This is a genomic window from Streptomyces apocyni (assembly GCF_009739465.1).
GTDB classification, from domain to species: Bacteria; Actinomycetota; Actinomycetes; order Streptomycetales; family Streptomycetaceae; genus Streptomyces; species Streptomyces apocyni.
Genome location: NZ_WHOM01000040.1, coordinates 281,109 through 293,838, shown reverse-complemented (window position 1 = coordinate 293,838; position 12,730 = coordinate 281,109). Strand labels below are relative to the sequence as shown.

The following is a 12,730-nucleotide window of genomic DNA, read 5'->3' as shown; positions in this document are numbered from 1 at the left end:
CGGAGCCGCTCAGTGGGCGCCGGTGAGTTCCCTCGCCGAGCCGATGGCCGCCTCGTGCGCGTCCATCCGTTCGGCCGCGAGGATCGCGGCGGAGGTGTCCGCGCGGGACGCGGCGACGACCAGGGCCCGGCCCGCGAGTGCGTGGGCACGCTGGTGCAGGGACGCGATGTGCGGCTCGTGGACGGCGGCGGCGACGGCCGCCCGTACGGGAGGCACTCCGCCGCGCAGCCGGGCGACCTGCTGGGCCAGCCGCTCGACGGCGGCAGTCAGGTCCGCGGCGCGGTCGGCGTCCGTGGTGAGGGTGCGCAGCTCGTCGGTGAGGGCGAGCAGAGCGGAGAGGTGACCGGCGAGCTGGATGTCCAGCTCCTCCTCGCGGGAGCGGTGCGGATAGGCGCCGGTCGCCTTGTGGACCGACTTGGTGCGGATCGGTTCGTACATGGGACGGCCTCCTGATGATGCGATGAGGCCATCCTACATTAGATTTGGTCTAAAGTTGAGTCGGGTCCGGTAGTGCGTCCGCGCCCGCCCCCATCTACTGATGCGGGCGGGCGCGGATCTCGCGGGCTCAGCCCAGACGCTTCACCAGCGCGCGGTACTCGTCCCACAGCTCCGTCGGCGTGTGGTCACCGAACGTGTTGAGGTGCTCGGGGACCAGGGCGGCCTCCTCGCGCCAGACCTCCTTGTCGACCGTCAGCAGGAAGTCCACGTCGGAGTCGGAGAGTTCCAGACCGTCCGTGTCGAGGGCCTCCTTGGTCGGCAGTACGCCGATGGGGGTCTCGACGCCCTCGGCGCGGCCGTCCAGGCGCTCGACGATCCACTTCAGGACGCGGCTGTTCTCACCGAAGCCGGGCCAGACGAACTCACCCGCGTCGTTCTTGCGGAACCAGTTGACGTAGTAGATCTTCGGGAGCTTGGACTGGTCCCCCTTGGATGTCGCCGTGGCCCCTACCTTGATCCAGTGGGCCATGTAGTCGCCCATGTTGTAGCCGCAGAACGGCAGCATCGCGAACGGGTCCCGGCGCAGCTCACCGACCTTGCCTTCGGCGGCCGCGGTCTTCTCGCTGGCCACGTTGGCGCCGAGGAAGACGCCGTGGTTCCAGTCGAAGGACTCGGTGACCAGCGGGACGGCGGAGGCGCGACGCCCACCGAAGAGGATCGCGGAGATCGGGACGCCCTTGGGGTCCTCCCACTCGGGCGCGATGATCGGGCACTGCGAGGCGGGGACGGCGAAGCGCGCGTTCGGGTGGGCGGCCGGGGTGCCGGACTCGGGAGTCCAGTCGTTGCCCTTCCAGTCCGTGAGGTGCGCGGGCTTCTCCTTGGTCATGCCCTCCCACCAGACGTCGCCGTCGTCGGTGAGCGCGACATTGGTGAAGACGGAGTTGCCCCACAGGGTTTTCATGGCGTTGGCGTTAGTGTCCTCGCCGGTGCCGGGCGCGACGCCGAAGAAGCCCGCCTCGGGGTTGATCGCGTACAGACGGCCGTCCTCGCCGAAGCGCATCCAGGCGATGTCGTCGCCGATGGTCTCGACCGTCCAGCCAGAGATGGTCGGCTCCAGCATGGCGAGGTTGGTCTTGCCGCAGGCGGAGGGGAAGGCCGCGGCGACGTACTTCGACTCACCCTGCGGCGGCGTCAGCTTCAGGATCAGCATGTGCTCGGCCAGCCAGCCCTCGTCGCGGGCCATGACCGAGGCGATCCGCAGCGCGTAGCACTTCTTGCCCAGCAGGGCATTGCCGCCGTAGCCGGAGCCGTACGACCAGATCTCGCGCGACTCGGGGAAGTGCGAGATGTACTTGGTGGTGTTGCACGGCCACGGGACGTCCGCCTCACCTTCGGCGAGCGGGGCGCCGAGGGAGTGGACGGCCTTGACGAAGAAGCCGTCACTGCCCAGCTCGTCCAGGACCGCCTGGCCCATCCGGGTCATGGTGCGCATCGAGACGGCGACGTACGCGGAGTCGGTGATCTCGACGCCGATCGCGGAGAGCGGGGAGCCGACCGGGCCCATGCAGAACGGGACGACGTACATCGTGCGGCCGCGCATCGACCCGCGGAAGACGCCGCCCTGCCCGTCCCTGCCCGTAAAGATGGCCCGCATCTCGGCGGGGGCCTTCCAGTGGTTGGTCGGGCCCGCGTCCTCCTCCTTCTCGGAGCAGATGAAGGTACGGTCCTCGACGCGCGCCACATCGGACGGGTCGGACGCCGCGTAATAGGAGTTCGGGCGCTTGATCGGGTCCAGCTTCTTGAAGGTGCCCTTGGCGACCAGCTCGTCGGCCAGGCGCTCATACTCCGCCTCCGAGCCGTCACACCAGACCACGCGGTCCGGCTGAGTGAGCTCGGCGATCTCGTTGACCCAGGAGATCAGCTCTTGGTGGTGGGTGGGAAGCACAGCGTCGCGCGCCACGATCGCTCCTGTATGAGGGTGTGTTGGACGGACAGCCTGTCCACGCTGTTCACGTTGTCCATGATGTCCGTATCTACTGACGGGTGCCCCATGGGGGCCGCGACCCGGATGCTTCGCTGCGGTGCTTCAGGGCGCTCATCCGGTGTCGACCTCACTCATTTGATCATCCGACGGCCGCGCCCATCTGTCCAGGGGGCATCACATGTGAGCGTAGCCACTTACGTCCCGTGACCTACGGAGCCGTAGCTACCATTAGCGCCATGACTTCTCGCGAGGCCGATGTCCCGACCGTCGCGGCCGAGGCACCTTCCCCACTTTCCCCACCTTCCTCAAGCCCGGCCCCGCACTTCGTCAAACCCCGGCTGAGGGGGTGGCTGCACGCCGGGATGTTCCCCGCGGTGCTGGTCTCAGGGCTGGCCCTGATCGTCTTCACGGACTCCACCCGGGCCCGGATAGCCTGCGGGATCTACGTCCTGACCGCATGCCTGCTCTTCGGTATCAGCGCGATCTACCATCGCGGCACCTGGGGCCCGCGCGGTGAGGCCGTGCTGCGTCGGCTCGACCATGCCAATATCTTCCTGATCATCGCGGGCACTTATACCCCGCTGACGCTGCTCCTTCTCCCCGATTCCACCGGACGAGTACTGCTGTGGGCGGTCTGGGCGGCAGCGGTGGCCGGAATCGCGTTCCGGGTCTTCTGGGTCGGCGCGCCGCGCTGGCTCTACACGCCCTGCTATATCGCGATGGGCTGGGCCGCGGTCTTCTTCCTGCCCGACTTCCTTCGGGTCGGCGGGGTCGCCGTACTCGTCTGCGTGATCGTCGGCGGGTTGCTCTACAGCGCGGGCGGGGTGATCTACGGGCTCAAGAAGCCGAACCCGTCGCCGCGGTGGTTCGGCTTCCATGAGGTGTTCCACTCGTTCACGCTCGCCGCGTTCATCGTGCACTACGTGGGGATCTCGCTGGTGGCGTACCAGCACGCCTGAGCCGCGGCGCTCGGGCCGCGGCTCAGGTGATGGTGCCTGTACTGGCTAGCGCGTATTGACTAGCGCGTGCGCTCCTTCTCTGGCTTCTCTGGCTTCTCTGGCTTCCCCGGCTTCTGTGGCTTCTCCGGCTTCTGCTTCAGGTCGGCCTTCGTGCAGGCCTTGCCGTCGCCATTCGGGTCCAGCTTCAGCGGGTCCTCCTTGCCGTTGACCTTCAAGCGCCCGTAGTCGTGCTTGTCGAGCCACTCACAGCGCGCCGCCGTCGTCGCGGCGACGGACTTCGGGAAGGCCGTCGGTACGCAGACGTTGGCGGTCCCGTAGTGCCGGTCGCACCCCGAGAGCGTCGGACTCACCGGCGCCGACTCGCGCTTCTCCGGCAGCGTCTTCGCCGACATCTCCGGGGACCCCGCGAAGTCGTGGACGTGCGACGAGGACACCTCCAGGGCCGCCGGGCCACCCAGCTTGACCCACTCCGCCACGGACGGGACACCGTTCGCGTCCACCGCGAAGAGCATGTACCAGCCGGGCGGGGCGATGTTCGGGTTCGTCGTCACGTTCAGGTCGATGTTGTTGCCGTCGACCGTGAGCGGCAGGTCCACGTAGCGCTGGTTGGGGTCGGAGGAATGCGTCACGGCCGCGGGCTTGATCAGCGACGCCTTGACGATGGGCCGGTCGACCGTGATGCGCTGGGTGTCGCCGTACTTCCACTCGTTGTTGATGAGTGAGGTGATCTCCGGGCGGTCGCCCTTGAGGAGGTACGGCGGGGTGTAGACGGACACGTTGTGGTTCCAGGAGCCGTTGCCCGGGTTGTCGCCGTTGGTCATCACCCGGCCGTCGGGCAGCAGGAACGCCGAGGAGTGGTAGCCGCGCGGCTCCGGGTCGGCGGGCACCTTCGCGAAGGTCTCCGTCTGCGGGTCGAAGAGCGAGGCCGAGTAGACCGGGTCGGCGCGGTCGTGCAGGGCGCCACCGGTCTCCAGGACGTTACCGTCGGGCAGCAGCACCGCCGACACGTACATCTTGCCCTGGTCACCGCTCTGAGCCACCGGGCCGTCGCCCTGGTCGACCTTGCCCTGCGGGAGCAACGGGCCGTTGCGGTAGGCGGGGTTGGCTTCCTTCAGGTCGATGATGTCGGTCAGCCGGTTAGCCTCGGGGTTGCTCGCGTTGTTGCCGCCCCCCATGATCATGACCTTCTGGTCCTGCGCCGGAGGCAGCAGCACGCTCGCCGACTGGTCCCGCTCGTCCTTGCGCTGGAGGCCGGGTACGTCGGTGATGGTGTTCGCGTCGTAGTCGTAGATGGACGCGCCGGTGCCCGGGAGGCCGTTGCCGAAAACGTGGCTGCCCGAGTAGAAGAGCCGCCCGTCCTGCATCAGGTGCATCGCCGGGTACAGGCCCCAGAACGACCACGTCTGGTTGACCTCGTTCATCGACAGCCAGCGGTTCTCCTCCGCCGACCAGCGATCGGCCGTCACCGAGCCCGACGAGTCCTCCCGCAGACCGCCGAAGGACAGCACGTCACCGTTGCCCATGAGGGTGGCCGACGGATACCAGTGGCCGTCGTTCATGTCGTTGGTCTTGGTGTAGGCCTCGGTCTCCGGGTCGAAGATGTACGAGTCCTTGTAGCCCTGGTATCCCACGCCGGTGCCGGGCTCCTCGTAGCCCTTGGTACCGCTCATCACCAGCACCTTGCCGTCGGACAACTGCACATGGCCCGCGCAGAACATGTCGGCCGGTGTGTCCACGTCCGTGTACGAGCCGTCCTCGGGGTCATACACCACCGTGTCGAAGGTGCCCGCCTCGAAGCGCGTCGGGTCGTTGCCCGAGCCCGCGATCAGCAGGACCTTGCCGTTGTGCAGCACGACCGAGTGCATGGAGCGCACCGGGTTCTTGATGGGCAGCACCTCCCAGGTGCCGCCCGCGCACTCCTCGGGGGTCTCGTCACAGTCGACCGGGGGCGCGGGTGCCTCGACCTCCTCCATCACGTAGTCGTCCGTGGTGACGGAGCCGATGCCGTAGACCGAGACGCCCCAGGTGATTTGGGTGGTGCCGGGGGGAATCGGCGGCGTACGCACCGAGGTCTCGGCGTAACCCTCGCTCAGGGGCAGGGTCTTGAGGTCCGTCCAGTAACCCCAGCCGTCCGTCGCGTCCTTACGGAAGAGGGTGACCGAGGTGTCCGGGGTCGTCGACTTGTACCAGAGGGACAGGTCGTACTGGACGTCCTCGGTCACCTGCGGCGCACACGCTTCGGAGCCCGTGATCATCGCCTTGCGGTCGCCGTCAACGCGGCGGGTCAACTCGACCTTCATGGCCTTGGTGCCGGAGTGCGCGTCCTCGACGACGGCGAAGTCGAAGTCGTTGTCGCCCCAGCCCTCCTGGGACCAGCACTCGGGCATGTCACCGGCGTCGGCCCCGGGGGTCTCGAAGCCGGGGTTCTTGATGAGGTTCGGGGCGGCTGCCGCCTGCTGCTGCGGTACGGAGATCAGCAGGCCACCGGTCAGTACGGCGACCGCGAGCAGGGCGGTGCGGAACCTACTTCGAGATCGTCGAGGTATGGGGCGTTGGGGTGCGCGGCTCGGACTCACTGGGTGTTACCCCCCTTGTGGTGCGCGTTACGTCTTTCTTCTTGCTGCTGTAGCGGGGACTGCGGATGCAGCCGCTGTGACGGGTGTAGCTGGTGTTGCGCTCGTGGTGCCACGGCGGCTCTTACGGCGCGTGCGCGGCAGGTAGATCAGCGCCTCCGTCGCCGCGAACCGCAGCACGAAGGTGGTGAGCAGGGCGATCGCCGTCGCGGGCAGTACGGAGATTCCCCACACCCCGACCAGCAGGGCGATCAGCGGGAGGCGCAGGACGAGATCGGCGTTGGCGAGGAGCGCGAAGCGCGCGGTCCGGTCCGCCCAGTGCCGGTGCCGACGCCGGTCGCGGAACAGCAGGATCTCGATCAGCAGGAAGTTCCAGGCCACGCCCAGTTGGTTGGCGAGCAACTCGGCCGGGAGGTAGTGCATCCCGGCCTGGGTGAGCGCGTAGAGCGCGGCCAGGTTCGGTACGAAGCCGGTGACGCCGATCAGTCCGAAGGCCACCATGCGGGCGAGCGGCGACGCCGTCCGCAGCTCCACCAGGTGGCGGAGGAAGCGCAGGCCTTCCTTCGCGGTTGACTTGGACTCGCCCGCGTACCGGTCCTGGAAGACGAAGGGCACCTCGGCGACCGCGCCGGGGCGGCAGCGCACGGCGAGTTCCAGCAGGATCTTGTAGCCCAGGGGCTTGAGCGCGTCGGCGGTCACCACGCCCCGGCGGATCGCGAAGAAGCCGCTCATCGGGTCGCTGATGCCGCGCAGCGCGCGCGGGAAGAGGCTTTTGGTGAGGTACGTGGCCCCGCGCGAGACCGCGATGCGGTAGCCGCCCGCCAGTCCGGCCCGGCTGCCGCCCTTGGTGTAGCGGCTGGCGACGACGAGATCGGCACCGCGTTCCTCGCCGGTCGCCACCAACTCCGGTACCAGGGACGGCGGATGCTGGAGATCGGCGTCCATCACGACGATCCACTCGGAGGTCGCCGCCTTCAGCCCCTCCACGACCGCGCCGCCGAGCCCGCCTTCGGGGTGCTCCCGGTGGATGACGGTGACGGGGAACGGGCAGGTACGGGCGGCCTCCTGAACGCGCTGCGGGGTGTCGTCCGTGGAGTCGTCGACGAAGACGACCTCACAGGGCAGCCGGGCCGGGACGGACTCGGTGATCTGGCGGAGCAGCTCCGCGACGTTCGCTGACTCGTTGAAGGTGGGGATGATCACGGTGACGGCGCCGGGTTCGGGTACGTCCGGCAGCGTCGCGTCCGGTAGCGCGCCGAGCGCGTTCTCCGCGGGCGTGGGCACGATGGTCATCGGCGTCCCTCGGTCTCGTCGTCGACCTTCTGGGTTTCGACCTTCCGGATCTCTATGCGGTCCGGGCCCTCGCCGAAGACCGCGACGGGCGTGGAGTGCTTGAGCGCGGCGCTGACCGTGGCCAGATCGGGCGAGTCACGTCGTACGGTCGGCGACGACACGACGTAGTCGATGTCCCGCCAGCCGCGCGGCAGCGTCTTGGTCACCGCCGGGTCGAGGTCCGCCTTGTAGAACCAGATCGCGCCGGGTCCTGGCTCGTAGCCCGCGTGCACCAGGTCGAGCCAGAGCGCGTCGTCGACGAGCACCCGCGTGTCGGCCGGGTCCTCGACCTCGGTCTCCATCCAGGCGGCGGCCGCGCGGTAGGGGCCGTTGGCGTCCACGGTCATCGCGGTGCGGTTGCCGTCGTACCAGCGCGGCGCCGCGTACACGAGCGCGAGGCCCGCCAGGGACAGCGCGAGGGCCCAGCGCAGGCCGGTGAACCAGCGCCGTTCGCCGGGGGCGCGCAGCCGTCGCAGGATGCCGTGCGACACGCTGGCGGCGGCACCGGCCAGCACCAGCGCGAGGAACGGCAGCGCCTGGATGATGTACATCGCGGGCAGATAGCCCGAGGGGCGCATCGCGACCAGCGCCAGCACCGCCACCACGAGCGCGGGCCCGGCCAGCGCCCGCGCGGTGACCGACCAGCGCAGTGCGAGCAGCAGGAGCAGCGCCCCGGCGAGTCCGCCCAGTGGCAGGATGCGGTCGTAGTACAGCCAGGCGTCCAGGACGCCGTGCGAGCCGGAGCCCTCGTCCAGGATGAAGCCCGATCCGGGCCGGGTCATCTGGTACGTGATGCCGTCCCACAGGGAGACATGCCCGTCGCCCGACCACAACTCGCCGTTGAGCAGGGCGTACAGCGGATAGCCGATGCCGATGAGCGCGCACGACGTGATCGCGCCGGTGACGGCGAACTTCCTGGTGTCGTGGTGGCTGTGCCGCCACATGGTCACCAGGAGCGCGGGCAGCACGATCAGCATGGTCTCTTTGGTGAGCACGCTGACCGCGGCGACCATTCCGGCCGCGATGTGGTGCCACAGGTGCCGGTTAGGCGAGGCCGCGAGGCAGAACGCCAGCAGCATCCACATCACGGCGATGTTGTCGAGGAAGATCTCGCGCTGTAGCACGACGGCGAGCGGCGAGAGCCCGAAGAGCGCCATGGCCAGGCCCGCCGCCCAGCGCGGCAGCCACAGCCTGCGCGCCAGGACATACAGCAGGACCGCGCTGGCGGCGCTGACCAGCAGCATCGCGATCCGCATGGTGCCGACGGTCATCAGGTCGGGCGAGAGCTGCGCGGGTATCCAGGTGAGGAACGCGATCTGTATCCAGCCGAGCGGCGGATGGTCGTACCAGTACGTGTAGTGGGCGAGCCCCTCGCCCTGCTGGACGGCCCAGGCCTGGGCGAGGTAGGTGCCCTCGTCGTCGCTCAGGGTGGGGTAGGCGGCGATGTTCCAGCCCTGGACGAGGAGGATCGCGGCGACCAGGACGGCGCAGAGCAGCAGGTCGGGGGGTGAGCTTCGGAAGCGTATGACGGGGCGTGAGGTGAGGACGCGCTTGGCTGCCCTGGCGGACTTGCCCGGGGGTCGCTCGGCGGGTGAGGGCGGCTCGCCGGGCCTCAGTGACGCTTCGTGGGTCGGGCTGTCGTGGGACGGACTGTCGTGGGACGGCTTCCGCTGCCGCGGGGGCGCCGGCTGTTCGGGCGCACGCGTACGCTGCCCTGCGGCACCGGAAGTACCCGCCGCGGGAAAGGTGGAAGTCACCTAACGGTCTCCTCGTGACTGAGATGTGCCCCTACATGGCTGGTCAGCTCCCACTCGCTGCGGCCTCGCTGCTCCCGCCAGACCGCGCGGATCGCCGCGCCGGCCAGGAGCACCTGATAGAAGGGGCCGCCGATGATGAGCTTCAGGTAGTGCACGAACCGGACGCGGAGTCCGTACTGCTTGCCGAAGTCGTGGAGTCCGACCACCTCGAAGACGAAGGTGATGATGGCGGTGACCAGCGGCAGGAAGGTGAAGAAGGCGATGCCCACGGGAACGTCGAGGAAGAGGGCGATCGCGATGTTGAATGGGATGATCACGCCCGTGAACGCCTGGAGAAACGGCGTCATCAGGGTGTAGCGGGCCAGCATCCGCTGGCCGCGGCCGGGGAGTTGTTTCCAGTCGTGCTTGCGGTAGACCTGAAGGAAGCCCTGGTTCCAGCGGGTTCGCTGTTTGAGCAGGGATATCAGGCTGCCGGGTGTCTCCTCCCGGGTGACCATGTCACTGTCGTACGCGACGACGACGCGCTTGCCCGTGCTGGACAGCCGTACGCCCAAGTCGCAGTCCTCGGCGAGGCAGTTGGGGTCCCAGCCATCGGCTTCCCTGAGTACGTCCGTACGGACGAAGACGGTGTTGCCGCCGAGCGGGATGAACCCCTTCTGGGCGTGCAGGTGCAGCCGGGAGCGGAACCAGAAGAAATACTCCAGGCAGTTGCGCAGGCTGTACCAGCTGGAGTGGAAGTTGATCAACTGCACCCCGCCCTGGACGACATGGGCGCCGGTGGAGCGGAAGGCGTGGTCCACATGGGTGAGCAGCTCGGGGTGGACCTGGTCCTCGGCGTCGAAGACGCCGACGATGTCGCCCCGGCACTCGGGCAGCGCGGTGTTGAGCGCTTTGGGTTTGTTCTTGATGTCATGGGTGTCGGTGACGACCCGGACCCGTGGGTCGCGGCCCGCCGCGTCGAAGGCGACGGCGGCGGTCTCCGGGTCGTCGTGACCGACGATGACGATGATCTCGAACGCGGCGTGGCTGGACTCCAGCAGCCGCTGGATCGTGTGGTCGAGTACGGCCTGCTCGTGCCGGGCCGGTACGAGCAGCGAGAACGAGAGGCCGACGCCTCCCCTGGGCGGTTCGAAGCGGGTCGCCGCCAGCGTCTCGGGCGTACGCCAGGCATGCATCTGCCACCAGAGCGTGAAAGCCGCCATCCAGAACAGCGTCAGCGAAACGCAAATAATCAGTACGGACGTGAACAACCGAGTCCCCCCAGACCCAGACCCCTGATGCGCGGCCGGACGGCCGCGCCACCCCCATCACTGCACCGATGGTAGGGGGATCATGTGACACACAGACCGCATTCAGAGAAATGCCACGTTTCGCCGTGACACCTGCTAAGCCCCCTCGGCGCGCGTATCAGACTACGACCGGCCCTCTCCCGCGCCCTTAGGGTTGCGCCAGCCGGTCTGTGAGGTGCGCCACACTTGTTACGGGTGCGTCGCAGGTGAAGTTGCGGCATACGTAGGCGGTGGGCCGGTCGTCCACCAGCGGGCGGTCCACGGTCAACGGCAGTTCCCTGTCGCCTGGTTCGCCGACCGCCACCACCGCGCCGGGCGCCGTGGCCAGCAGCGCCGCGCGGTGCAGAGTGCGGGTGGCGGGGTCGTCGGCGTGGCCCACGACGGCGATCTCACGGGGGCCGTCAAGCAGCGCCTCGGCCACCGCCAGGCCGTGGCCGATGAACCGGGGGACGCGCGGCCCGAGCGCGGCCACGACGCCCAGCGCCCGCTCGGCGGCGGTGCGGTGGGGTTCGGCGCCGGTGTGCGCGGCGTACGTCAACAGGGCTCCGGCGGCGGCGCACCAGCCGGAGGGGGCCGCGTTGTCCGTCGGGTCCTGCGGGCGGCGGATCAACTGCTCGGCATCGCGGGCGGTGTCGTACAGCGTCCCGTGCTCCCCCACGAACTGGTCGAGCACGATGTCCAGCAGGAACCCGGCGAACTCCAGCCAGACCCCCTCCCCGGTGACCGAGGCCAGCGCCAGGAACCCCTCGGCGACGTCCGCGTAGTCCTCCAGCACGCCCGCGTTGGCGCCGGTGCGCCCGTCCTTGGAGGTACGGGACAGCCGGGCGTCAGGACCCATGTGCAGCCGTACCAGCAGGTCGGCCGCGGTCAGCGAGGCGTCGATAAGATCCGGCCGCTCGAAGTAGGCGCCCACCTCGGCGAGCGCCGCGATCGCCAGCCCGTTCCAGGCGGCGACCACCTTGTCATCCCGCTCGGGCCGCGGCCGCTCCGCACGCGCGGCGAGCAGCGCGCCCCGTACGCGCGCGAACCGCTCACCGTCCAAGTCCCCCTCACCGTCCGCGAGTTCCGGAAGTTGCAGAACCGAGGCACCCTCCTCAAAGGTCCCTTCCTCGGTCACCTGGAAGCAGGCGGCGGCGAACTCGGCGTCCGCGTCCCCCAGTACGGCCCGCAGTTGCTCCGGCGTCCAGACGTAGTAGGCGCCTTCGACGTGCTTGCCGGTGGCCGGGTCCGTACTGTCGGCGTCCAGCGCGGAGGCGAAGCCGCCCTCGTTCGTGCGCAGCTCCCGCACCATGAAGTCGGCCGTCTCCAGGGCGACCCGCTTGGCGAGCTCACTGCCGGTGGCCCGCCAGAGATGGGCATAGGCCCGGCAGAGCAGGGCGTTGTCGTACAGCATCTTCTCGAAGTGCGGCACGGTCCACTCACGGTCCACGGAGTACCGCGCGAACCCGCCGCCCAGCTGGTCATAGATGCCGCCGCGCGCCATCCGCTCACAGGTGTCCCGCGCCATCTCCAACGCGCCCTCGGCCCCCGTACGGGCATGGTGGCGCAGCAGGAACTCCACGACCATCGACGGCGGAAACTTCGGCGCGCCCCCGAACCCGCCCCGGGCCTCGTCGTACTCCCGCGCCAGCCCCAGCAACGCCTGCGCCAACTCCTCCTCACCCGGCACCTTGGCGTCCCCGTACGCCAGTTCTCGCCCGGCCAGGTCTCGCACGATCTTCCCGGCGACCTCGGCGACCTCGTCCCGCCGATCGGCCCAGGCGGTGTGCACACCCCCGAGCACCTGCCGGAAGGAGGGCATGCCGTGCCGCGGCTCGGGCGGGAAGTAGGTGCCGAAGTAGAAGGGCTCGGCGTCGGGCGTGAGGAAGACGGTCATCGGCCAGCCGCCCTGTCCGGTGGCGGCCTGGACGGCCTCCATATAGACGGCGTCCACATCGGGCCGCTCTTCGCGGTCGACCTTGATGCTGACGAAGTGGTCGTTCATCAGTGCCGCGGTCTGCTCGTCCTCGAAGGACTCGTGCGCCATGACATGACACCAGTGGCACGCTGAGTAGCCGACGGACAGCAGAACGGGTACATCACGCCGTCGCGCTTCCTCGAAAGCCTCCGGCGTCCAGGGCCACCAGTCGACAGGATTGTCAGCGTGCTGAAGCAGATAAGGCGAGGTCACACCAGCCAGCCGGTTCATACGACTCAGCCTCTCACAATGCCCAACCCAGTCGGCGAGGCCCGCACAGGCTCTGCCTCGCTTGGCCGAGCTGCACTTGTGTGCCAAGCACCCCGCCCAGCGAGCCATGTGTGGGGGCTGTGCCTGGGGCGAGACGGGCACGGGCCGAGCACCAAGAACCAAGCGGTGTCGACAAAGGACCCGCGTCGGGGGCCCCGCGCGGCCGCAGGC

Annotated in this window: 8 protein-coding genes; 1 reads left to right on the top strand and 7 read right to left on the bottom strand. The window is 68.9% G+C overall.

The window, feature by feature from the left end; all coding sequences use genetic code 11:
* Nucleotides 1-9 precede the first annotated feature (9 nt).
* The gene (locus GCN81_RS08645; protein WP_156723325.1) at nt 10-438 is read right to left on the bottom strand and encodes an SCO4983 family protein; all 429 of its coding nucleotides are present in this window, start codon (nt 436-438) and stop codon (nt 10-12) included.
* Nucleotides 439-565: 127 nt separating this feature from the next.
* Nucleotides 566-2,398 carry a phosphoenolpyruvate carboxykinase (GTP) gene (locus tag GCN81_RS08640; RefSeq protein ID WP_197287531.1) on the bottom strand — a complete coding sequence of 611 codons (1,833 nt, stop codon included), beginning with the start codon at nt 2,396-2,398 and terminating at the stop codon, nt 566-568.
* 260 nt (nt 2,399-2,658) lie between these two features.
* Here GCN81_RS08640 and trhA point away from each other — a divergent pair, with 260 nt between their 5' ends.
* On the top strand, nt 2,659-3,381 hold the full coding sequence (trhA, locus tag GCN81_RS08635) for a PAQR family membrane homeostasis protein TrhA (protein WP_267904567.1): 723 nt from the start codon (nt 2,659-2,661) through the stop codon (nt 3,379-3,381).
* 59 nt (nt 3,382-3,440) lie between these two features.
* Here the strand turns inward: trhA and GCN81_RS08630 are convergent, their stop codons facing one another.
* The 5 genes from GCN81_RS08630 to GCN81_RS08610 form a co-directional block, all read right to left on the bottom strand.
* The gene (locus GCN81_RS08630) at nt 3,441-5,873 is read right to left on the bottom strand and encodes a glyoxal oxidase (RefSeq protein WP_156723445.1); all 2,433 of its coding nucleotides are present in this window, start codon (nt 5,871-5,873) and stop codon (nt 3,441-3,443) included.
* Between the two features lie 111 nt (nt 5,874-5,984).
* On the bottom strand, nt 5,985-7,247 hold the full coding sequence (locus GCN81_RS08625; RefSeq protein ID WP_156723321.1) for a glycosyltransferase: 1,263 nt from the start codon (nt 7,245-7,247) through the stop codon (nt 5,985-5,987).
* A complete protein-coding gene (locus GCN81_RS08620) occupies nt 7,244-8,902 on the bottom strand; it encodes an ArnT family glycosyltransferase (protein WP_156723444.1) in 1,659 nt (552 codons plus the stop codon). The genes GCN81_RS08625 and GCN81_RS08620 overlap by 4 nt, the downstream gene beginning before the upstream one ends.
* Nucleotides 8,903-9,039: 137 nt before the next feature.
* Complete coding sequence (locus GCN81_RS08615; RefSeq protein ID WP_156723319.1) at nt 9,040-10,293, bottom strand: glycosyltransferase; 1,254 nt, start codon at nt 10,291-10,293, stop codon at nt 9,040-9,042.
* A 187-nt stretch (nt 10,294-10,480) separates the two neighbouring features.
* The gene (locus GCN81_RS08610; protein ID WP_156723317.1) at nt 10,481-12,520 is read right to left on the bottom strand and encodes a thioredoxin domain-containing protein; all 2,040 of its coding nucleotides are present in this window, start codon (nt 12,518-12,520) and stop codon (nt 10,481-10,483) included.
* Nucleotides 12,521-12,730 lie beyond the last annotated feature (210 nt).